The sequence below is a fragment of the Tropicimonas sp. IMCC6043 genome (genome assembly GCF_004146235.1).
In the GTDB taxonomy this organism is placed as follows: Bacteria; Pseudomonadota; Alphaproteobacteria; order Rhodobacterales; family Rhodobacteraceae; genus Tropicimonas.
The window spans coordinates 64,969-85,962 of record NZ_SELO01000008.1; the positions used below are offsets into that span (position 1 = coordinate 64,969).

A 20,994-nucleotide genomic window follows, 5' to 3' on the forward strand; every position below is an offset into this window, starting at 1 on the left:
CTGCTTCAGCTTGAGGCCAGCCGCTTGCATCGGCCGGGAAAACGGGAAAGCATGTCCCATGGAAAGACATCCTCTCAAGAGTTGGGCCGAGGCGGCCCCCCGTCTCGTCGCCGTGGCCGCCGGCCGGGAGCCGGCCGATCTTGTCGTCCGTGGCGGCATCTGGGTCAACGTGCACAGCCGTGAACTCCTGCCCGACCATGACATCGCCATCGCCGAAGGCCGGATCGCCTATGTCGGCTCGGACGCCGGCCATTGCATCGGCCCGGAGACGCAGGTGATCGAGGCGGCGGGGCGCTATATGCTGCCCGGTCTTTGCGACGCGCATATGCATGTCGAATCCGGTATGCTGACGCCCGCCGAGTTCGCCCGTGCCGTGATCCCGCATGGAACCACTTCGATGTTCGCCGACCCGCACGAGATTGCCAATGTGCTCGGTCTGGAGGGCGTGCGGCTGATGCATGACGAGGCGCTCCTGCAACCGGTGAACATCTTTACCCAGATGCCCTCCTGCGCACCGTCTGCGCCGGGGCTCGAGACCACCGGTTTCGAGATCACGCCTGAGGACGTCGCCGAAGCGATGTCCTGGCCCGGGATCGTCGGATTGGGCGAGATGATGAACTTTCCCGGCGTGGTCGCGGGCGACCCCAAGATGCTCGCCGAGATTGCCGCAACCCAGGTCGCGGGCAAGACCGTCGGCGGGCACTACGCGTCACCCGACCTCGGCCCCGCCTTTCACGCCTATGCTGCGGGCGGCCCCGCCGATGACCACGAGGGAACACGCGAAGAGGATGCCGTCGCGCGGGTGCGGCAGGGGATGCGGGCGATGCTGCGGCTGGGGTCCGCCTGGTACGACGTCAAGGCGCAGATTACCGCGGTGACCGAGAAGGGACTCGACCCGCGCAATTTCATTCTCTGCACCGACGACTGCCATTCCGGCACGCTGGTCAATGAAGGCCACATGAACCGCGTGCTGCGCCACGCCATCGACTGCGGCTGCGACCCGCTGGTGGCGTTGCAGATGGCGACGGTGAACACCGCGGCGCATTTCGGCTTGGAGCGCGAACTCGGCTCGATCGCTCCGGGGCGGCGGGCAGACATCATTCTGAGCTCCGATCTGCGGGCCCTGCCTATCGAGACGGTGATAGCGCGGGGCCTCGTCGTGGCCGAGAACGGGAAGATCATGGTCGACTGCCCGCATCTCGACTGGCCGGCACATGCGCGGGCGACGGTGCATCTGGGCAAGACGCTCGCGGCATCGGATTTCGAGATACCGGCGCCCGCGGGCGCCAACCACGTCCGCGCGCGGGTCATCGGCGTGGTCGAGAACCAGGCCCCGACGAAGGCGCTCTCGGCCGACCTTCCGGTGATCGACGGGCTCGTGGAAGCCGAGGGCGAGGTCTGCCAGATCGCGCTCGTCGAGAGGCATCGCGGGACCGGCATGGTGGTCAACGCCTTCGTGCAGGGCTTCGGCTACGAAGGGCCGATGGCGATGGCGTCGACCGTGGCCCATGACAGCCACCACATGATCGTCGTCGGCACGGACCGAGAGAACATGGCACTGGCCGCAAACCGGCTGGGCGCGGTCGGCGGCGGCGTCGCGCTTTTCGCAGGGGGAGAAGAAAAGGCGCTGGTCGAACTGCCGATCGCCGGCCTGATGTCGGACGATCTTGCCGAGAAAGTGGCGGCGAAGGTTGAGGCGCTCGGACATGCGATGCAGGAGGCGGGGTGCCGGCTCAACAACGCCTACATGCAACACTCGCTTCTTGCGCTTGTGGTGATCCCGGAACTCCGGATATCGGACAAGGGCCTGGTCGACGTGACGCGATTCGAAGTGACCGAGCTGATCGAGAAGGTTCTGGAATGAACGATATGACGCCGGTCGTGACCCCGAACGTGCCGGAACGGGCGCTGTTTGACGATGCCGAGGCCGCGGTGGACCGGCTGACGGAACTCTATACGACCGCCACGGATTTTCTCGCGAAGAAGTTCACCGAGAGCCTCACTGGCGAGACGCCGCGACAACGCTATCGCGCCTTCTACCCAGAGGTGCGGCTGGTCTCGACGAGCTTCGTTCAGGCGGATTCGCGGCTGGCCTTTGGCCATGTCACCGAGCCGGGCGTCTACGCGACGACGGTCACGCGTCCGGATCTCTTCCGAAACTACCTGATCCAGCAGATCGGGCTTGTGATGAAGAACCAGGGCCAGAAGATCATGGTCGGCCCGTCGGATACACCCATCCCGGTGCATTTTGCCGTGCTGAACGACGCCCGCCTGACCGTGCCGCAGGAAGGCGCGATGCGCTTCCAGCTGCGCGATGTCTTCGACGTACCGGACCTCACGACCACCCATGACGACATCGTCAACGGGTATGGTTTCACCTACCCGGACGGCGCGCGTCCGCTGGCGCAATTCACCGCGCAGCGGGTGGACTACTCCCTCGCCCGGCTCAGCCACTATTCCGCCACCAGTCCGCAGCACTTCCAGAACCACGTCCTGTTCACCAACTACCAGTTCTACGTCGAGGAATTCGAAGCCTATGCCCGCGCCGCGCTGGACGATCCCGAGAGCGGCTACATCGCACTCGTCGGCCCCGGCAATCAGGAAATCACCTCCGGGGACGCGGTGCTCAAGACGCCCGAAAAGCTGCCGCAGATGCCGACTTATCACCTCAAGCGGGCGAATGGCGCAGGTATCACGCTGGTAAATATCGGCGTCGGCCCGTCCAACGCCAAGACCGCGACGGACCATATCGCGGTTCTGCGCCCGCATGCCTGGCTGATGGTTGGTCATTGCGCGGGGCTCCGCAACAGCCAGGCGCTCGGCGATTTTGTCCTCGCCCATGCCTATCTGCGCGAGGACAAGGTTCTCGACGACGATCTGCCGGTCTGGGTGCCGATCCCGGCGCTGGCGGAAATCCAGGTCGCGCTGGAGGACGCCGTCGAGGAAGTGACCCAACTCGAGGGCTACGACCTCAAGCGGATCATGCGGACGGGCACCGTGGCCTCTGTCGACAACCGCAACTGGGAGCTGCGCGACCAGAAGGGGCCAGTGCAGCGGCTCAGCCAGAGCCGGGCGATCGCCCTCGACATGGAGAGCGCGACGATCGCTGCCAACGGGTTCCGCTTTCGTGTTCCCTACGGCACGCTGCTCTGCGTCTCCGACAAACCGCTGCATGGCGAGTTGAAACTGCCCGGCATGGCGAGCGAGTTCTACAAGACACAGATTGCGCGACATCTCCTGATCGGGATACGGGCCATGGAGCTGTTGCGAAACATGCCGCTCGAACGGCTGCACTCGCGGAAATTGCGCAGCTTCGAGGAAACAGCCTTCCTCTGATCGCCATTCCATGCAGAAAACCCCTTGTTTTCCTGCGCAGAGGCCCACTAAGGATTGTGGGTGACGTCAAGATCACGTAGAATCGTGTGAATAAGCCCCAACAGAAGGGGCACGAACGAGGAGACCTCATATGGCCACCAAACCCATGACCAAAACGCAGCTTGTTGCCGCCATTGCCGAGGCAATGGATGCCGACAAGAAAACCGCGGGCGCGGCGCTGGACGCCGTGACCGGTGTGATCACCAGCGAAGTCGCCGGCGGCGGCGCGGTGACCCTGCCGGGCATCGGCAAGATCTACTGCCGCGAACGCCCCGCGCGCCAGGTGCGCAACCCCGCCACGGGCGCGATGATCGACAAGGAAGCCGACAAGGTGGTCAAGGTCACCATCGCCAAGGCGCTGAAAGACTCGGTCAACGCCTGATCCGGCGCCGAGACGACGACGAAGGGGTCACCGCTGGGTGGCCCTTTTTCTTTTCCTTCCGCCGGTGTCCCCTTCACGGCGGTGGAGCAATGACCGCTCGAAAGTGACTGCTTGTCGTTGACAGGCGGCGTCTCGTTTCCGGAAATACCTCATGGCGGAGCAGCTGCGTCTGGCAGGAGGGACGAATGCCGGGTCCGGACATATCGGGAAATACGCTGATCGGGCGGGACTGGACCAAATCCGTCGCGCTGGTTGTCGTCTGTATTGGTTTGGTCGCGGCGGCGATCTATGGCGTGCAACTCGAACCCGACAGCTATCGCGCGCAGCGGTTCCACCAGACGTCCTTCCTGATCCTCCCAATCTTCTCCGTCTTCGGTCTCTTCGCCATCTACCGCCTGGTGATCCCCTGGGGAGCGCCGGTCCGGCTGTCCCCCGAAGGTTTCCTGGACCTGCGCGCGGGGCGGCGCATCATTCCCTGGCCGGAGATCACCAATGTCCGCTCTGCGAGCGAGTTCGTGACGCTTACGCTCGGCCGCCGGTTCCGCAAGACCTACCAATTGTCCTGGACGCAATCGCTCCTGAAGAAGGTCCGGAAATCCGCCGGTCCCAATCACCTCGTCGTCGCCGACTGGTGCCTCGCGACAACGCCCGGCGATCTCGCGGAGGCGATCCAGGCCTATCGCGCCGCTCATTCCGGAAACCCCGAGTCCCGTTAGCAACGCTGGCCCCGCGACGTGATGTCCGGGGCTATTCTTCCTCAGGCAAATGTGCAACCCGGGCGGAGCGAACGGAAGAGAGCGAAATCAATGGATCTGCGGGCAATCTCAATGGGGCTGGCCTTCGCCCTGATGTGGTCGTCGGCCTTCAGTTCGGCGCGGATCGTGGTCGCCCATGCGCCCCCCTTGGGCATCTCGGCGCTGCGCTTCCTGATCGCCGGCACGGTCGCTGTCACGATTGCCCGCGCGCTCGGTCAGTCCTTTCGACTGACGACGGCGCAGGCGAAGGCCACAGTAATCTTCGGCATCTGCCAGAACGCGCTCTATCTCGGCCTCTTCTTCGTCGCCATGCAACGTATCGAGGCCTCACTCGCCGCAATCATCGCCTCGACCATGCCGCTTCTTGTGGCGCTCGCCAGCTTCGCGATCTTCGGCGAGAGGCTGCGGCCCCTCGGCATTGCGGGGCTGACGGCGGGTTTTGCCGGCGTTGCGGTCATCATGGCGAGCCGGCTTCAGGGTGGCGGCGTCGACCTCACGGGCATCGGGTTCTGCCTCGTTGGCGTTCTGGCGCTGACCTTCGCCACGCTTTCGGTGCGCGGCGCGACCTCGGGCGGCAATGTCTTGATGGTCGTCGGACTGCAGATGCTCGTCGGCACGGCGGTCCTCCTGCCGGCCTCGGCGCTGCTCGAGACCTGGAGCATCGACGCAACCCCCGCCTTCGTCGCCGCCTTCGCCTACACCATCATCGTGCCGGGCCTCGTTGCCACGATCACATGGTTCCTGCTCGTCCGCCGCATCGGCGCGGTAAAGGCCGCGACCTTCCACTTCCTCAATCCGTTCTTCGGGGTTGCCATCGCCTCGCTGCTGCTCGGGGAACGGCTTCGCGCATGGGACGCGGTCGGGGTGCTTGTCATCATGGCCGGCATCCTCGCCGTCCAGCTCTCGCGTCAGCCTGCAACACTTCCCACGCGCTCGTGAGTCCCATCCAGGGTTTCGTGTAGTGACAAGCGCAGCTCCGTGAGCGAACTCTTTGTCATGGAATTCCTGCTTGCATATGGCGCGGGGCTGCTGACGCTCATCAACCCCTGCATACTGCCGGTCCTGCCGATCGTGCTGGCCAGCGCGCTCCAGGCAAGCCGCTGGGGCCCGGTCGCGCTCGCTGCCGGCATGTCGCTCTCCTTCGTCACGCTCGGAATCGCCGTTGGCGCCTTCGGTCGCGCCATCGGACTGACCGAGGACATGATCGGCCAGGCCGCGGCGCTCCTGATGATCGGCTTCGGACTCGTGCTTCTCGTGCCGCGCTTCTCGGCCGGTTTCGCCACTGCAACGGCGGGCCTTGCCGGCAGTGCGGACGTGCGTTTCGACATGATCGACCGCTCCGGCCTGCGGGGCCAGGCCCTCGGCGGGGCGCTGCTCGGTGCCGTTTGGAGTCCTTGTGTCGGGCCGACGCTCGGCGCGGCGATCTCGCTTGCCAGCCAGGGCCAGAGCCTTGGCCGCGCGGGCCTCATCATGCTCGGCTTCGCCGCCGGTGTCTCCACGGTGATCCTTGCGCTCGCCTACGGCGCCCGCTCCGTTCTCCAGGAGCGGCAGGCCTGGATGCGCGCCGTCGCCGCCCGCGCCCGCCCGATTCTCGGCCTCGTCTTCCTCGCCACCGGCCTGGCGGTGCTGTTCAAGCTTCACTACCAGATCGAGGCCTGGGCACTCGAAATCCTGCCGATCTGGCTTCAGGACCTGTCCGTTTCCATCTGACGAAGGGAGTTTTCACCATGGACCGTCGCGCCTTTCTCGCCCTTTCCTGCGCCACCGCCCTCGCCCCGCTTTCGCTCAGCGCCGCTCCGCTTGACTATTCGCCCGGCCTCGTGACCAAGCACCTCGAGGCCGGCGACACCGTCTTTCTCGATTTCAAGGCAAGCTGGTGCACGACCTGCGCGGCGCAGGAGCGGGTGCTCAACGCGCTGAAGGCCGAAAACCCGGCCTATGAACAGGCGATCACCTTCATCAATGTCGACTGGGACAGCTACGGCAATTCCGAGCTCGCCAAGTCGTTGAATATCCCGCGCCGCTCCACACTCGTCGTGCTCAAGGGCAATGCCGAGCTCGGCCGGATCGTCGCGGACACCTCGAGGAGCTCAATCCAGGCGCTGATGGATACCGCGCTCGCGGCCGCGACCGCCTGAAGCATTTCGACTCAGCATTCATCCGGGCACCGATGCTGCAACGACAGATCGGCGCGCACTCACGCGCCCATGAGCCGTTGCTCACGTTCGAGATTACGCTTGACTGCAGGCCGGTCGGCGCATCTTTCGAGCCAGGCGTTGAAAGCGGCGTCCTCCGGGACGAAATCCGGGAACCAGAGGAAGGTCGAGGCGATCAGCAGGTCCGCGCCGGTATATCGATCGCCGACCAGGTAGGGCGCTTCGGCCAAGGCCGTGCAGAGCCGGTCCATGGCATCGTCATAACTCCGGAAGGTGTTGGTCAGGCCGGGATTTTCGATCTCGAGGAACCGGAAATGGATCACCGGCTCCAGGACGTCGCCATACCAGGCAAGCCATGACAGGTAGCGCCCCCGGCCCTTCTCGCCCGGACGCCGCCCGAGCCCGGCCTCAGGGAAGAGATCGGTGAGGTAGAGGACGATGGCCGGGCTCTCCCAGATCATCTCGCCATCATGAACCAGCGTGGGAACCTTTCCCTCCGGGTGTGGATTGCGCGCGTCGCGACCGCCGGTGCCGTCGCGACGCGGGACTGTGACCGTTTCGACCGCGACGCTTTCGAGCGCCCCGAGTTCGTCCAGAAGCTGATAGATGCGCGTCGCCCGCGTTTGCGGCGCGTAGTAGAAGGTGAGCATGGATTGTCCTCCGGCTGACTGCGCCCACGCTAGCCGATTCCCGCTCGGCGTCGAAAGAGCGATATCTCCGCCCGGCGTGACTGCGAATTGCCGGCAGTGGCGTTGAAGGAGTCGGGAATCTCCGGCCGCCTAGCGGAGCAACAGCAACAGTGCGGAGAGCGTGAAGAGAGATGCCACGGTGGCGCCGAACTGCGCCGCAGAGGCGAACCCGGCACGGCCGTGGGCATGGGCGAGAACCGGAAAGATGCCCATTGTCGGAACCGCCGCGGTAACGATCAGGGCCGTGCGCATATCCGGCGGCAGATCGGAGAGGCCGGCGAGCGCGAAGAGCGCGATTCCGGCGAGCATCACCAGGGGATGGAGCACCAGCTTGGCAAGCACGATGTAGCCCGCGAGCGCCCGCACGCCGCGCGGCCGGGTCTGCGCCAGCATGCCACCAATCACCACCAGCGAAATCGCGCCGCTTGCGGCCGCCAGCATGTCGATCGGGCGTTCGAGGACCGAAGGCAAGCGCAGCCCCAATCCCGACACGGTGAGACCTGCGAGGATCGCCAGGACCAGCGGATTGGTCACCACCCGCCGTCCGATCCGCCGCGCTGCCCGCCAGGGCGAAGCGGAATCGCCCTCGCCGACCTCCAGCATGGCAAGCAAGAGCGGGATGATCAGCAGAAGTTCCACAAGGACGTTCTGGGCCAGCGCCCGACCGGCGACTTCGGGCATCGCCAGAAGCAGGATCGGGTAGCCGACATAGCCGCTGTTGGGGCAGACCGACCCCATCAGCGCCAGCGTCGTGGTTACGTGGTCGTAGCCGCCGACGCGGCGGAAGACGGGGTAGAGCCCGGCGATCATCGCCAGCCCGCCGATGCCATAGATCGCGATATAGGGAAGCTTCACCGTCTCGGACAGCGACTGCGCCGTGACCGCGGAGAACATCAGTGCCGGCAGCGAGAGGGACAGGATGAAGCGGCTGAGCGCGCGTATCTCGGCCTCGGAGAACACGCCCCGGCGCGTCAGCACGAAACCGATACCGATCAGCAGGTAGATCGGCAGGGTGATCTCGAGGACGGCGAGCACCGCCTCAGCCGATCTTTCCCGGCAGACCCGTGCCGACCTGCCCGCGATGCAGCAGCAGGTGATCGAGCAGGACGCAGGCCATCATGGCCTCGCCCACCGGCACCGCGCGGATGCCAACGCAGGGATCGTGCCGGCCCTTGGTGATGATCTTGGTCTCCTCGCCGGACCGGGTGATCGTCCGCCGCGGCGTGAGGATCGAGGAGGTCGGCTTGACGGCAAATCGTACGACCACGTCCTGCCCCGTCGAAATACCGCCGAGAATGCCGCCGGCGTGGTTTGAGCTAAAGCGCGGCCCGTCGTTGCCCATGAAAATCTCGTCGGCATTGGCTTCGCCCGTCAGCGTCGCCGCGCCCATGCCCTCGCCGATCTCGACACCCTTGACCGCGTTGATGCTCATCATCGCGGCGGCCAGATCGGTGTCGAGCTTGCCATAGATCGGCGCGCCGAGTCCTGCCGGAACGCCGGAGGCGGTCAGCTCCACCATCGCGCCGACCGAAGAGCCGGACTTGCGCAGCCCGTCGAGATAGGCCGACCATTCCTCGACCACGCCGGCATCGGGCACCCAGAAGGGATTGGTCTCGACCGACGCGAGGTCGAACCGCGCGCGGTCGATATGCTTCTCGCCCATTTGCACCATGTAGCCGGTGATCTTCAGAGTCGGCGCCAGCGCTGCCAGCGCCGCCCGCGCGACGCCGCCCGCGGCCACCCGTGCTGCCGTCTCGCGCGCCGAGGAACGCCCGCCGCCGCGATAATCGCGGACGCCGTATTTCTGCCAGTAGGTGATGTCGGCGTGGCCGGGGCGGAACTTCTCGGCAATGTCGCCGTAATCCTTCGAGCGCTGGTCGGTGTTGCGGATCATCAGCTGGATCGGGGTGCCGGTGGACCGGCCTTCGAAGACGCCCGAGAGGATCTCAACCGCATCCGCCTCTCGGCGCTGCGTGGTGAACCGGTTCTGGCCCGGCTTGCGCCGGTCGAGCCAGTGCTGCAGCGCCTCGGCCTCGATCGCGACCCCCGGCGGGCAGCCATCGATCGTCGCTCCGAGCGCGGGGCCGTGGCTCTCGCCCCAGGTGGTGACGCGGAACAGGTGGCCGAATGTGTTGAGGCTCATGCGCGGGCTCCTTTGCGACCCGTTTACGGGGCGTCGCGGAGAGGCTCAAGAGCCCCGACGCCCGGAGTTTATTGCCCGCCCGGAGTCAACGCGCGGCGCTGGCGTGCACGCTTGAGGCCGAGATGGCGCTCGCGCAGGATAATGGCAATGCCGGCGGCCACCACGATAGCCCCACCGGCAAGCGTCGAGCGCGCGGGAACCTCGCCGAAGATCGTGTAGCCGATCACCACGGCAAAGAGCATCGAGGCATAGTCGAAGGGCGCAACGAGCGAAGCGTCGCCGTCGCGATAGGCCATGGTCAGGAGGCCCTGCCCGGCGCCGCCCAAAAGCCCCGCAATCACGAGGAGCATCGCATCGCGTGGCGTCGGAACGACCCAGCCAAAGGCGATCGTCAGGAACGACAGCAGCGTTGCGGTGAGGCTGAAATAGAGCACGATCGTGCCCGGCCGCTCGGTTGCCACCATCTTGCGAATGAAGATCTGCGCCAACGCCGCGAAGACCGCCGCCGTCAGCATGAGCATCGCGCCCAAAGCCTCGGCGTGCTGCATTCCGGTACCGGAGCCGATGGAAAGGCGTGGTGACAGAACGATCAGCACCCCCACCATGCCGGCCGCCACAGCCGAGAGCCGGAAGATCCCGACCCGCTCGTTGAGAAACATTGCCGCGAAGATCACGACGAGGATCGGCGCGGCGTAGAAGATTGCGGTCACTTCCGGCAACGGCAGCAGCACCAGGCCGGCAAAGGAGAGGCCCATCGCCGAGGTGCCGAGGAAGCCGCGCCAGACATGGCCCATCGGATTGGCAGTGCGAAACCCTGTCGCCAACCCACCGTCGAGATGCAGCCAGAACAGGATCACCGGCAGGGCAAAGGCGGAACGGAAGAATACCACCTCGCCGGCCGGCACGCGGCCCCCGGTCGCCTTGATGAGGCTCTGCATGACGACGAAGAAGGCAACGGAGCCGAGCTTCATCAGGATGGCGCGAGTGGGATTCATGGCGCCAGATGTGCAGGTTTTATCGGAAATGTCACGCCTGCGGCGGCGCATCGGCCCGAACAGCCTGTCGCCGAAGCGGTGTCAGAAGCCGACGAGGCCAGTCAGCACCGAACGCTGCCAGGTGAAGGTCGGGCGCTGCTGGCTGCCGCCAAATTGCCGAGTGAGGCCGAGCGCGAGCTTGGCCTCCGGCCCGCCTTCGGCATCGAAACGGATATGGCCGAAACCGGCCGTGAGGTGAGTGCGTCCCGCTGCGTCGACCGGCAGGTCAAGGCCGACGCCGTAATCGTAGTAGTCCCGGTCGGTCCGGCCGGATTCGCTTGTGGTGTCCTTGTTGAAGAACAGTGTCGCGTAGAGGTCATGGCTGAACGTATAGCCGATCGTCGCGCCCTTGGAGGTGGCGTAGCCGTCCTCCGCCAGTTCATCGCCCCAGGCCTCGCCGAAATAGGCTTCGGCGGTAAAACCGTTGCGGGCCATCCAGGCGATCTCGACGCCGGCCGCCGTCGCCGGGTCTTCTGCTGCACGGCCCAGGAAATATCCGCCGAAGGAGAGCCCGTGCCCGAGGCGGAGGAACGGGTGCAGCGCGAACAGCGCGGCGGGCTGGTCGTCTCCGTCGGTCGTCAGATACTCGCCCCCGAGATTGCCTTGCAGGCCGAACCGGCGGCCAAAGTGCATCTCCACCGAACCCAGGGCGCCTAGGCCGATCTGCGCGGGATCGTTGGCGACATGTGAAAGCTCGAGACCGAGGCCGCGATAGGCAAGCTCCTGACCGGAGGCGATTGCGGGAAACGACACGAGAAAGGCAGCAAGAAGAACGCGGGTTCGTGGGGACATTTGGCAAGGCGATTCCGGAAAACAGGGGATGCGGCGTATCTTTCGGACTTTCCCTGAAGATGGAAGGGCACAGACCTCGCCCGTGCGGCGGTGTTTCCGGAAAGACTCGGCGGTCCGCTGCGTCCGAAAGTGAAAAAGGGCGCCCGGATGAGGCGCCCTTTCAAAGAAATTTCAGTCCGCGAAGCGCCGGATCAGGCTTCCTTGGCGGCCTTCTTGACCGGTTTCCAGAGCCGCTTGTTGGTGGCGTAGAGCAGGACGGTCAGGACCGTCAGGAAGATGACCGCGATAAAGCCGGTCTTCTTGCGTGCCATCATCTGCGGTTCCGCGGCCCACATCAGGAAGGCAGCGACGTCCACCGCCTCGTGATGCAGCGAATTTGGATGGCCATCGGCAAATTCCACATCCTCGCCGTAGAGCGGCGGCGCCATCGAGATCCAGCCGCCCGGGAAGGCGGTGTTCTCGTAGAAGATCGTCCCCGCCTCTTCCTTCTCCTCGCCGGTATAGCCGGTGAGGAGCGAAACGATGTATTCTGGGCCACCGATGCCGTTGAAGAACTGGCTGATGCCGGTGCCGTAGGGCCCGTGGAAGCCGGCGCGCGCCTTGGCCATCAGGCTGAGATCAGGTGCGCCCTGGCTGTGGTTGGCCGGGAAATGGTCATTCGGAGTGAGTGCCCGGTATTCTTCGCTCTCGCGATCGAAGAGTTGCGGGTTCGACAGCTCGTCGGTGACCAGGAACTGTTCCGCATAGGCGCGAACCTGATCCTCCGGCAGGCCGGGGCCGCTCTCGGAACTCAGGGTGCGGATCGGAACATACTGCATGCCGTGGCAAGACGAACAGACTTCGGTATAGACCTGTAGCCCTCGCTGGAGCTGCATCTGGTCATAGGTGCCGAACGGTCCCTCGAAGGAGAACGCCACGTCGTGGGTGCCGTGGGACTCGGCCGGCCGGAGCTCGGTGTCGCCGGCGGCGCTGGCCACGCCGCCCGAGAGGACGAGAGCTGCGGCCGCGGTGAGTGCGAATTGCTTGATCATGTCAGAACGATCCTTCCTGTCACTCGGCCGGGGTGGCCGCGGCGGAGCCTTCGGGCGTGCCGTAATGGGCGTCGAAATCCGCCTCGATGGTCTCGGGGGCCTCTTCCGGTTTCTCGATCACGCCGAGCAGCGGCAGGATCACAAGGAAGAAGGCGAACCAGTAGGCGGAGCCGGCGAGCGAGATGTAGGGATAGATCCCCTCAGCCGGCATGGCGCCGACCCACATCAGAACGACGAAGTCCACGCAATAGATCGCAAACCACCACTTGAACATCGGACGGTAGCGGCCGGAGCGGACCCGCGAGGTGTCAAGCCAGGGCACCAGCGCCCAGACGATGATCGCCCCGAACATCGCGATGACGCCGAAGAACTTCGCGTCGACGAGCCCGAAGGTGATCCAGTTGGTGAACATCACCACCCAGACGTCGCTCGTGAAGGCCCGGAGGATCGCGTAGAACGGCAGGAAATACCATTCGGGCACGATATGCGCCGGCGTCACCAGCGGGTTCGCCTCGATGTAGTTGTCCGGGTGGCCGAGATAGTTCGGCATCCAGCCAACGATGGCAAAGAAGAAGATCAGGATCAGCGCCAGTGCGTAGAAATCCTTGATCACGAAATAGGGCCAGAAGGGCAGGGTGTCCTTCTTCGCCTCTTCCTTCGACCCGCGGCGCACTTCGACCCCGGTCGGGTTGTTGTTGCCGGTCGTGTGGAAGGCCCAGATATGCACGATCGTCAGGCCGGCGATCACGAAAGGCAGGAGGTAGTGCAGCGAGAAGAAGCGGTTGAGCGTGGCGTTTTCCACCGCCGGACCGCCGAGCAGCCAGGTTTGAATCGGCTCACCAATGAAGGGGATGGCACCGAACAGGCCGGTGATGACCGTCGCGCCCCAGAAGGACATCTGGCCCCAGGGCAGCACGTAGCCCATGAAGGCCGTGCCCATCATGCAAAGATAGATCAGGATGCCGATGATCCAGGTGATCTCGCGCGGCTCCTTGTAGGATCCGTAATAGAGGCCCCGGAAAATGTGCAGGTAGACGGCGAAGAAGAACAGCGAGGCGCCGTTCATGTGCAGGTAGCGCAGGAAATGCCCGCCATTCACGTTGCGCATGATGTGTTCGATCGAGGCGAAGGCCATGTCGACCTGCGGCGTGTAGTGCATCGCCAGGATGACGCCGGTGACGATCTGGAGCCCGAGGCAGAACGCCAGGACGATACCCCAGATCCACATCCAGTTAAGGTTCTTGGGCGTCGGGATGACCATCGTGTCATAGAGGAGACCGATGATCCCGAGGCGCCGGGTGACCCATTTCTCGGCGCCGGTCTTCGGCTCGTAAGGGTCGTGGGGAATGCCAGCCATAATGTTCCTCCCTCAGCCGAGCTGAATCGTGGATTCGTCGAAGAAACCGGCGACGGGAACCGGCAGGTTCTCCGGCGCGGGACCCTTCCGGATCCGCCCGGACGTGTCGTAATGCGAGCCGTGGCAGGGGCAGAACCAGCCACCGATGCCGTCCGGGCCGACGTAGTCGCCCGCATCGGCGAGCGGCACGCAGCCCAGGTGGGTGCACACCCCCATCATCACCAGCCATTCCCCGGCCTCGTCGATCGTGCGGTTCTGGTCCGCGCCATCGGCGGCAGTGTCGATATTCGCGTTGCGGGCGCGGTTGTCAACGAGCGCGCTGAGATCCACCGCGCGGGCGTTCTCGATCTCGCTTTCCGCGCGGCGGCGGATGAACACCGGCTTGCCGAGCCATTTCACGGTCAGTTGCGAACCGGTTTCCAGCGAGCTGACGTCGACGAGGATCGAACTGAGCGCCTGAACATCGGCGGAGGGGTTCATCTGGTTGATAAGCGGCCAGACCGCGGCGCCGGTAGCGACCACTCCGGCGCCTGCCGTGGCGTAGTAGAGGAAGTCGCGACGGCTGCCGTCGTGGTCTTCTGCATGGGACACGGGGGCTCTCCCTTTCCTGGCTATACTCATACATTGCGGTGCCGGCGGCACAGCAAGTCTGCATTGCTAATTAGAGGCAGCGTATTTGGCCGTCCACCCGTGAATGTGTTGACTCTGCGGCGGGTTGTCGCAATTGCCCCAAAATATGCACCTGCCTGCATGTGTCGCTGCGTCGCAGCGGCGGACTCTCGGCAAGAGTTCACCGCTAACATAGCTTTCGGCGGAATCGGCTGGAATCGCGCCACTCCTGTGATATCAGCACGCCATCCCCCCAGAGGAGTTCGAGACATGCAGCGACTTCTGATCGCCCTGACCGCAACCGCAGCAATGGCGCTCCCGGCCGCCGCCGAGGTCGAGTTGAGTTTCTACACCGGCGTTCAGGAGGTCTTCTCGAGCCATGTGCGCGGCGAGGACTCCAATGGCGATGATTTCGACTTCCTCGCGGACTGGGAAGGCAAGAGCTTCGAGATGCCGCCGCACTGGGGCGTCCGTGCAACCTGGTGGCGCAGCGAGCGACTGGGCTTCGGTGTCGAGTTCGAGCACACCAAGGCCTATGCTTCCGACGCGACGCGGGAAGAGTTCGGTTTCGACACGCTGGAATTCACTGACGGCCTGAACAGCCTGACGGCGAATGTCTTCTATCGCTGGCCGGGGATCTGGGCCGAGGGCAAGATCACGCCCTATGTCGGCGCTGGCGTGGGCCTCGCGATACCGCATGTCGAGGTGACGCGCACGGGCAGCGACGACGAGACCTTCGAGTATCAGCTTGCCGGTCCCTCGGCGATGATCGCGGCCGGCGTTTCCTACGCGCTGAACGAGAAATGGGCGCTGTTCGGCGAATACAAGTCGACCTTCTCGATGGTCTCGACCGATCTCGATGGCGGCGGAAACCTCGATTCGAACATGTCCACCTGGGGTATCAACCTGGGCGTGAGCTACAGCTTCTGATCATTCCGGCCGCGTGGCCTGCATCGACGCGCGGGAGGCGAAGTCCGATTCCCAACTCGCGAGCGCCTCGCGGCCGGCGCGCCAGTCGCGGTCGCCGTGCCGGAAGTCGATGTAGCCCAGGGCGCAGCCCGTCGCGATCTGGCCCATATCAAGCGGCCCGGCAAGGTGGCTCATCCAGCGATCCCCGAGTGCGTCGAGCGCGCGGGAGATCTTGGTCCATTGGCTCTCGACCCAGAAATCATAGACCATGTCCTCCGGCCGGCAGCGCGATTCGTAGACCATGAGAACCGCGGCCTCCATGATCCCGTCCGCCAGCGCCTCGAGCGTGAGCACCTCCCAGAGACGCTTTTCGGGATAGAGCCCACCCCCGGCGCGGGCGTCGAGGTAGCGGCAGATGACGCGGCTGTCGAAGAGCGCCGGCCCGTCGTCGCGCACCAGCGTCGGGATCCGGCCGAGCGGGTTCTGCGACACCGGCATCCGCGATGAATCCGTCGGGCTGCCGGTCGCGGAGACCAGTTGCACCGCATCGACCTGCCCCGTCTCGTGCAGAGTGACCATGACCTTGCGGGTGAAGGGCGAAGCGGGGGCGTGATAAAGCTGCATGGGAGTCTCCGGTTGCTGTCGGCAAGAGGCTACAGCAACCGGCAGCGGTGGGAAATCGGCAGGTCCGTCGCGAGGGACGGGGGCCTCATGCGTGATTTCACCGCGTTGCTTCGGCGTCAGTGTGCATCGCTCCGGTAGCGATCCGCGAAGCGGCCCGCCCGAAAGGCGGACCCATGAGGTTATGGTGACCTGAGGGACTATTCCGCCGCCTCGACGGTCGGCTCCGCGTCTTCGGGAAGCACCAGCGACAGAATGATCGCAGAGAGGCCCGCGATGGTGATCGGCGCGGCGAAGACCTGCTGGAGGAAGACCGGGAGATTCTGGGTCGAATCCGGAACCAGGGTGACGCCGAGCGCGAGGCCGAAGGACACGGCCATGATGTAGATGCGGCGCAGCGTGATCTCCTCGGAGGACAGGATCCGAATACCAGCCACGGCGATTGTCGAGAACAGCACGAGGGTTGCTCCGCCGAGCACGGGCTTCGGAATGATCAGGAAGAACGTCCCGATCACCGGGAAGAGCCCCATCAGCGCGAGAAATCCGCCGACCCACATTCCGACATGCCGGGACGCCACACCGGTCATCTGGATGACGCCGTTGTTCTGGGAGAAGGTGGTGTTCGGGAACGTGTTGAAGACCGCGGCGAGCGCCGAGTTGACCCCGTCGCCAAGCACACCGCCCTTGATCCGTTTCATGTAGAGATCGCCCTCGACCGGCTGGCCGGAGATCACGGAATTGGCAGTCAGGTCGCCGGAAGTCTCGATCGCGGTCATCAGGTAGAGAAAGGCGATCGGGACGAAGAGCGCGATGTCGAAATCGATCCCGTATTTGAACGGCACCGGCAGCGCGAACAGGCTGGCCGAACTCAGGGCCGACACGTCCACCATGCCGAAGACGGCGGAAACGATGGTTCCGACGACAAGGCCGATCATGATCGCGGAGATCCGGAGCATGGGGTTCCCCACGAAGGTCGTGACCAGGATCACCGTCACCACGAGCGATCCCATCAGGAGGTAGATTGGTTTACCGAGATCCTCGCCGGCGCGTGCGCCTCCGGCGAAATCCGTGAAGCCCGCCTTGATCAGCGACAGGCCGATGACGGTGATCACGACGCCCGTCACGGTCGGCGTGATGATGCCTTTGAGCCGGTCCAGGAACTGCGACAGCACGATCTCGACGAGGGATCCGAACAGGCAGAGGCCGAAGATCATCGCGAGAATGTCCTCGGACGAGCCGCCCTGCCCCTTGACGGCGAAGCCGGCAGCGAGGATTGCGCCCAGAAACGCGAAGGAGGTTCCCTGCAGGCTCAGCAACCCCGAGCCGATCGGCCCGATGCGCCGGCATTGGATGAAGGTCCCAACCCCCGACACGAAAAACGCCATCGCGACGAGATAGGCCATGTGTTCGCCGAGCCCCAATGCGCCGCCGATGATGATCGACGGCGTGGCGATACCGACGATCGAGGCAAGCACATGCTGCACGGCGGCGAGCGCGGCTTTCGGTGGCGGCGGCACATCGTCCAGGCCGTAGACCAGCGGCATTACGTCTTGTTGGCTCATATCTGTTTACCCCCGGTGTGATATTCCGTTACCCGAGCTTGTGACGAGCGGAGCTGTTGAAAAAGCGCGGCGTTCCGCCGGCGGACAGCCGTTGCCGCAACGCAGAGAGACATGGTCAATTCTTGGGCGGATTCGGATGCGACCGGCCACTCTGCCCAAGAGACGGGCGGACCACGTTCGACGCCGTTGAGTGAACTGCGACGAAACCCGATGGCCGCCCAGCCTGATTCCGGGCTCCGCTCGGATGCACCTTGCCCGCGAGGGAACACGCAAGCGACGCGACGACGGCTCGCGGACTATGCTCAGGTCAAAACTCTCAGGATCAGGCGCAGAGTTGGCCGCCCTGCGTGCCGGTGATCCGTGCCGAAACAATTTTCCCCTCGGGCTGGTCGCTGGAGAAAATGACTTCCGTGAACTGCTCCGTCCGCCCCATGCGCGGGCTCTCGAGAAGGACCCGGTGGCTCCGCCCGACTTGGACCGCGAGATGTCGCGCGACCTGTGCCTCGCCCAGGGACCGCAGCCGCGCCGCGCGCTCCCGGATCGCACCGCCCCGGACCTGCGGCATCCGCGCCGCCGGGGTTCCCTTGCGTGCGGAATAGGGGAAGACATGCAGCCATGTCAGTCCGCACTCCTCGACGAGCGCCAGAGAGTTCTCGAACATCGCCTCTGTTTCCGTCGGGAAGCCGACGATGATATCGGCGCCAAAGGTCATGTCCGGCCGGAGCCGTCGGGCCTCCTCGCAGAAGCGGATCGCATCCTCCCGCGCGTGCCGTCGCTTCATCCGCTTGAGGATCATGTTGTCGCCGGCCTGGAGCGACAGGTGCAGATGCGGCATCAGGCGCGGTTCCGTGGCGATCGCCTGCATCAGCCTCTCGTCGGCCTCGATGGAATCGATCGAGGAGATCCGGAGCCGCGGCAGTTCCGGCACGTGCGTCAGGATGCGCATGACCATGTCGCCGAGCCGCGGTTCTCCGGGAAGGTCCGCCCCCCAACTCGTCAGGTCGACCCCCGTCAGCACCACCTCGTTGAAGCCGCGCTCCACCAGCCGGCGGATCTGGTCCACGACCACGCCGGCCGGGACCGAGCGGGAATTTCCGCGGCCGAAAGGAATGATGCAGAAGGTACAGCGATGATCGCATCCATTCTGGATCTGGACATAGGCGCGGCTGCGGCTGCCGAAGCCGTCGATCAGGTGGCCGGCGGTCTCGCGCACCGACATGATGTCGTCAACCTGCACGCGCTCGGTCGCACCGACGAAATCGGGGCCGGACATGGCGTTCCAAGTGGCAGGCTGCATCTTTTCGCTATTGCCGATGACCCGGTCGACCTCGTCCATCGCGGCGAAGGTCTCGGGCTCGGTCTGCGCCGCACAACCGGTGACGATCAGCGTTGCCTCGGGATTGTCGCGGCGCAGCCGCCGGATCTCCTGGCGTGCCTTGCGGACCGCCTCCGCGGTGACTGCGCAGGTATTGACGACGACGGCGTTGTCAATGCCGGCCCGGGCCGCGAGCTTTTTCATCGCCTCGGTCTCGTAGGCGTTGAGCCGGCAGCCGAGCGTGGAAAAAACGGGGGCCGTCATCTCAGAGGCTCCCGAGGAAGTCCGGGGTAAGAACGCCGTCGAAGACATGCACGGTCGGCCCGGTCATGTGCACGCCGTCCTCGCGCCAGTCGATTTGGATCGTCCCGCCGTCCAGCTCGATGGTGACACTACGCCCGGTCAGTCCGCGGCGGGCGGCGGCCACGGCAGTTGCGCATGAGGACGACCCCGAGGCGAGCGTGATGCCCGTACCGCGCTCCCAGACCCGCATCCGCAGGTGATCCGGCCCGATCAGATGCGCGACTTGGACATTGGTACGCTCTGGAAACATCGGGTGATGCTCGTGCGCAGGGCCGAAGCTGGCGAGATCCACCGCATCGACATCGTCGACGAAAAAGGTGCAGTGCGGATTGCCCATGCCTGTGGCCACCGGATTGCCCTCGATCGGAAGCGCGAGCGTGTCGACGGCCTCGGCCAGCGGCACGTCGGACCAGTCAAGCAGGGGAACGCCCATATTGACACGCGTCAGCCCATCGCCCGCGTCGGCGCAGGCAAGCAGGCCGCGCTCGGTCCGGAGAAGCGCCGCCGTCGACCCGGTCTCGTCCATCAGGAACCGGGCCACGCAGCGCGTGGCATTGCCGCAGGTCGCCGAGAGCGAACCGTCGGCATTGTAAAAGGTGAGCCGCGCATCGGCCTCCCGGTCCGGCTCAATCAGCGCGAACTGGTCGAACCCGACAGCGCGCCGCCGGTCGCCGAGCGCACGGGCGATCCGGTCCACCGCGGTCACGGGCACATGGCGGGCATCGACAACGACGAAATCGTTGCCCAGCCCGTGCATCTTCATGAAGTTCAAGACCTGTGTTTCCCGGGATTCGCGCATGGTGCGCGGGGTATACGCGGACTCTGAGGGGTTTTGAAGAGAGCGAACATTTTCTGCTTGACCCTGCATGGCAGGTTTCCTAAGCAGCGGGCCTTGGATGGGCCGTTAGCTCAGTTGGTAGAGCAACTGACTTTTAATCAGTGGGTCACAGGTTCGAATCCTGTACGGCTCACCATCAAAAACAAGGGCTTAGGCGGAAGCGCCTGAGCCCTTTGGTTTTCTAGGACGCATATAGGACGCAACCGTAGAACGTGCTCGCAGAGTTGCCGAACACTCGTTGCCTGCGGCATGGCTAGGGCAATCTTCAACTCAACCGTTGTCGTGCCAGACGAGGTTTGAGAGGCCTTGACCATCCCCCACAACACTGGAACTTTGCGAGAGCGCCGGACAATCATGCAGTCGAGTTATTCGACGTACCAAGGTGAGCGAAAAGTTGGGCGACGAAATTGACCTTCTTGAAGCAGATTTGTTTGGCAGCGGCCAAGCGCTGGGATTTCCGATCAACTTTGATCTTGTGTTGCAACACTTGCAGCAAGACATGCGCGATGATTGGTACGCGGACACTCTGGGTTACTCAGACATCTTCGGCGACAAGGACTATGCGAAGGCCGTAATTCTTGGTTGCTTGAGTGATTGGAACGGCGTCTATTCGGGGGACCGTCGTTACCTGCGGGCCATACCGAAGAAAGGGTTCGCCGAACGATACTCACTGGAGACGGACTTCTTTGATCGTTTTGTCTACCAAGCAATTTGCACTTTTTTAGTTCCCCGGATCGATCCTCTACTATCCCACAGAGTATTGAGCTACCGATACAGACGCCATGAAACCGAAAGCAAGTATCTGTTTTCACACAAGATCAACAAGTGGCTAGATTTCGAGGGACTGTCATTCACCTTCTTAAAGGGCGAGCAGTATTTGGCCTGTACGGATGTTAGCAACTTTTTCGAGAATGTTTCGGCAAAGCAGCTGATCTAAGAGCTTTATCAGCTGTCGCGAGAAGCCAACTGTGATGGCTACGAGAAGGGGCAGATTCGCTCCGCTATACGAGTTCTAGAAAGCCTTATGAAGAACTGGTTGAGAACGGCAGTGGAATAGTCGACCACGGTAGCGGCGGGGATGTTTCTCGCTGCGGGCGGAGCAAAAGTCGCCCAGTATCGGCCC

21 protein-coding genes and 1 tRNA gene are annotated in these 20,994 nt (G+C 64.3%); 10 read left to right on the plus strand and 12 right to left on the minus strand.

The window, feature by feature from the left end:
* The first annotated feature begins 58 nt into the window (after nt 1-58).
* From ade to EU800_RS10365, 7 genes are all read left to right on the plus strand, one after another.
* The gene (ade, locus tag EU800_RS10335; protein ID WP_129631492.1) at nt 59-1,864 is read left to right on the plus strand and encodes an adenine deaminase; all 1,806 of its coding nucleotides are present in this window, start codon (nt 59-61) and stop codon (nt 1,862-1,864) included.
* Nucleotides 1,861-3,336 carry an AMP nucleosidase gene (locus tag EU800_RS10340; RefSeq protein WP_129631495.1) on the plus strand — a complete coding sequence of 492 codons (1,476 nt, stop codon included), beginning with the start codon at nt 1,861-1,863 and terminating at the stop codon, nt 3,334-3,336. The genes ade and EU800_RS10340 overlap by 4 nt, the downstream gene beginning before the upstream one ends.
* A gap of 130 nt (nt 3,337-3,466) precedes the next feature.
* Nucleotides 3,467-3,757, plus strand: a complete 291-nt coding sequence (locus tag EU800_RS10345) for an HU family DNA-binding protein (protein WP_129631498.1) — start codon at nt 3,467-3,469, stop codon at nt 3,755-3,757.
* A gap of 185 nt (nt 3,758-3,942) precedes the next feature.
* Complete coding sequence (locus tag EU800_RS10350; protein WP_129631501.1) at nt 3,943-4,473, plus strand: hypothetical protein; 531 nt, start codon at nt 3,943-3,945, stop codon at nt 4,471-4,473.
* 90 nt (nt 4,474-4,563) lie between these two features.
* A complete protein-coding gene (locus tag EU800_RS10355; protein ID WP_129631504.1) occupies nt 4,564-5,451 on the plus strand; it encodes a DMT family transporter in 888 nt (295 codons plus the stop codon).
* Between the two features lie 39 nt (nt 5,452-5,490).
* Nucleotides 5,491-6,222, plus strand: a complete 732-nt coding sequence (locus EU800_RS10360) for a cytochrome c biogenesis CcdA family protein (RefSeq protein WP_371685618.1) — start codon at nt 5,491-5,493, stop codon at nt 6,220-6,222.
* A 17-nt stretch (nt 6,223-6,239) separates the two neighbouring features.
* The gene (locus tag EU800_RS10365; protein WP_129631506.1) at nt 6,240-6,650 is read left to right on the plus strand and encodes a thioredoxin family protein; all 411 of its coding nucleotides are present in this window, start codon (nt 6,240-6,242) and stop codon (nt 6,648-6,650) included.
* A gap of 59 nt (nt 6,651-6,709) precedes the next feature.
* Here EU800_RS10365 and EU800_RS10370 read toward each other — a convergent pair whose 3' ends face one another.
* From EU800_RS10370 to petA, 8 genes are all read right to left on the minus strand, one after another.
* Entirely contained in the window at nt 6,710-7,318 is a 609-nt protein-coding gene (locus EU800_RS10370; protein WP_129631509.1) for a glutathione S-transferase family protein, read from the minus strand.
* A 129-nt stretch (nt 7,319-7,447) separates the two neighbouring features.
* Complete coding sequence (locus EU800_RS10375) at nt 7,448-8,392, minus strand: AEC family transporter (RefSeq protein ID WP_129631512.1); 945 nt, start codon at nt 8,390-8,392, stop codon at nt 7,448-7,450.
* 4 nt (nt 8,393-8,396) lie between these two features.
* Nucleotides 8,397-9,500: a chorismate synthase gene (aroC, locus tag EU800_RS10380; RefSeq protein WP_129631515.1), complete on the minus strand. Its 1,104-nt coding sequence runs from the start codon at nt 9,498-9,500 to the stop codon at nt 8,397-8,399.
* Nucleotides 9,501-9,568: 68 nt separating this feature from the next.
* Nucleotides 9,569-10,495 (minus strand): DMT family transporter, encoded by a 927-nt coding sequence (locus EU800_RS10385; RefSeq protein ID WP_129631518.1) that lies wholly within the window; start codon nt 10,493-10,495, stop codon nt 9,569-9,571.
* Nucleotides 10,496-10,576: 81 nt separating this feature from the next.
* Nucleotides 10,577-11,326 (minus strand): hypothetical protein, encoded by a 750-nt coding sequence (locus EU800_RS10390; RefSeq protein ID WP_129631521.1) that lies wholly within the window; start codon nt 11,324-11,326, stop codon nt 10,577-10,579.
* A 191-nt stretch (nt 11,327-11,517) separates the two neighbouring features.
* Nucleotides 11,518-12,357: a cytochrome c1 gene (locus tag EU800_RS10395; RefSeq protein ID WP_129631523.1), complete on the minus strand. Its 840-nt coding sequence runs from the start codon at nt 12,355-12,357 to the stop codon at nt 11,518-11,520.
* Between the two features lie 19 nt (nt 12,358-12,376).
* Entirely contained in the window at nt 12,377-13,714 is a 1,338-nt protein-coding gene (locus tag EU800_RS10400) for a cytochrome b N-terminal domain-containing protein (RefSeq protein WP_129631526.1), read from the minus strand.
* Nucleotides 13,715-13,726: 12 nt separating this feature from the next.
* The gene (petA, locus tag EU800_RS10405; protein ID WP_129631529.1) at nt 13,727-14,305 is read right to left on the minus strand and encodes a ubiquinol-cytochrome c reductase iron-sulfur subunit; all 579 of its coding nucleotides are present in this window, start codon (nt 14,303-14,305) and stop codon (nt 13,727-13,729) included.
* 288 nt (nt 14,306-14,593) lie between these two features.
* Between petA and EU800_RS10410 the strand changes: the two genes are divergently transcribed.
* Nucleotides 14,594-15,253 carry an outer membrane protein gene (locus EU800_RS10410; RefSeq protein ID WP_129631532.1) on the plus strand — a complete coding sequence of 220 codons (660 nt, stop codon included), beginning with the start codon at nt 14,594-14,596 and terminating at the stop codon, nt 15,251-15,253.
* Here EU800_RS10410 and EU800_RS10415 read toward each other — a convergent pair whose 3' ends face one another.
* The 4 genes from EU800_RS10415 to dapF form a co-directional block, all read right to left on the minus strand.
* Entirely contained in the window at nt 15,254-15,856 is a 603-nt protein-coding gene (locus EU800_RS10415) for a glutathione S-transferase (RefSeq protein ID WP_129631535.1), read from the minus strand.
* Between the two features lie 197 nt (nt 15,857-16,053).
* Nucleotides 16,054-17,415, minus strand: a complete 1,362-nt coding sequence (locus EU800_RS10420) for a nucleobase:cation symporter-2 family protein (protein WP_129631538.1) — start codon at nt 17,413-17,415, stop codon at nt 16,054-16,056.
* Between the two features lie 322 nt (nt 17,416-17,737).
* Complete coding sequence (mtaB, locus tag EU800_RS10425) at nt 17,738-18,994, minus strand: tRNA (N(6)-L-threonylcarbamoyladenosine(37)-C(2))-methylthiotransferase MtaB (protein ID WP_129631541.1); 1,257 nt, start codon at nt 18,992-18,994, stop codon at nt 17,738-17,740.
* A 1-nt stretch (nt 18,995) separates the two neighbouring features.
* Nucleotides 18,996-19,796 carry a diaminopimelate epimerase gene (gene dapF, locus EU800_RS10430; protein WP_371685621.1) on the minus strand — a complete coding sequence of 267 codons (801 nt, stop codon included), beginning with the start codon at nt 19,794-19,796 and terminating at the stop codon, nt 18,996-18,998.
* Nucleotides 19,797-19,931: 135 nt separating this feature from the next.
* On the opposite strand from dapF, the gene EU800_RS10435 reads away from it, so the two are divergent.
* Nucleotides 19,932-20,007 (plus strand) — tRNA-Lys (locus tag EU800_RS10435).
* Between the two features lie 258 nt (nt 20,008-20,265).
* Nucleotides 20,266-20,808 (plus strand): hypothetical protein, encoded by a 543-nt coding sequence (locus EU800_RS10440; protein WP_129631547.1) that lies wholly within the window; start codon nt 20,266-20,268, stop codon nt 20,806-20,808.
* The last annotated feature ends 186 nt before the right edge of the window (nt 20,809-20,994 follow it).

Coding starts and splice junctions, on each gene's coding strand:
- ade (WP_129631492.1), top strand. CDS start 59: ATGGAAAGACATCCTCTCAAGAGTTGGGCCGAGGCGGCCCCCCGTCTC.
- EU800_RS10340 (WP_129631495.1), top strand. CDS start 1,861: ATGAACGATATGACGCCGGTCGTGACCCCGAACGTGCCGGAACGGGCG.
- EU800_RS10345 (WP_129631498.1), top strand. CDS start 3,467: ATGGCCACCAAACCCATGACCAAAACGCAGCTTGTTGCCGCCATTGCC.
- EU800_RS10350 (WP_129631501.1), top strand. CDS start 3,943: ATGCCGGGTCCGGACATATCGGGAAATACGCTGATCGGGCGGGACTGG.
- EU800_RS10355 (WP_129631504.1), top strand. CDS start 4,564: ATGGATCTGCGGGCAATCTCAATGGGGCTGGCCTTCGCCCTGATGTGG.
- EU800_RS10365 (WP_129631506.1), top strand. CDS start 6,240: ATGGACCGTCGCGCCTTTCTCGCCCTTTCCTGCGCCACCGCCCTCGCC.
- EU800_RS10370 (WP_129631509.1), bottom strand. CDS start 7,318: ATGCTCACCTTCTACTACGCGCCGCAAACGCGGGCGACGCGCATCTAT.
- aroC (WP_129631515.1), bottom strand. CDS start 9,500: ATGAGCCTCAACACATTCGGCCACCTGTTCCGCGTCACCACCTGGGGC.
- EU800_RS10385 (WP_129631518.1), bottom strand. CDS start 10,495: ATGAATCCCACTCGCGCCATCCTGATGAAGCTCGGCTCCGTTGCCTTC.
- EU800_RS10390 (WP_129631521.1), bottom strand. CDS start 11,326: ATGTCCCCACGAACCCGCGTTCTTCTTGCTGCCTTTCTCGTGTCGTTT.
- EU800_RS10395 (WP_129631523.1), bottom strand. CDS start 12,357: ATGATCAAGCAATTCGCACTCACCGCGGCCGCAGCTCTCGTCCTCTCG.
- EU800_RS10400 (WP_129631526.1), bottom strand. CDS start 13,714: ATGGCTGGCATTCCCCACGACCCTTACGAGCCGAAGACCGGCGCCGAG.
- EU800_RS10410 (WP_129631532.1), top strand. CDS start 14,594: ATGCAGCGACTTCTGATCGCCCTGACCGCAACCGCAGCAATGGCGCTC.
- EU800_RS10415 (WP_129631535.1), bottom strand. CDS start 15,856: ATGCAGCTTTATCACGCCCCCGCTTCGCCCTTCACCCGCAAGGTCATG.
- EU800_RS10420 (WP_129631538.1), bottom strand. CDS start 17,415: ATGAGCCAACAAGACGTAATGCCGCTGGTCTACGGCCTGGACGATGTG.
- mtaB (WP_129631541.1), bottom strand. CDS start 18,994: ATGACGGCCCCCGTTTTTTCCACGCTCGGCTGCCGGCTCAACGCCTAC.
- dapF (WP_371685621.1), bottom strand. CDS start 19,796: ATGAAGATGCACGGGCTGGGCAACGATTTCGTCGTTGTCGATGCCCGC.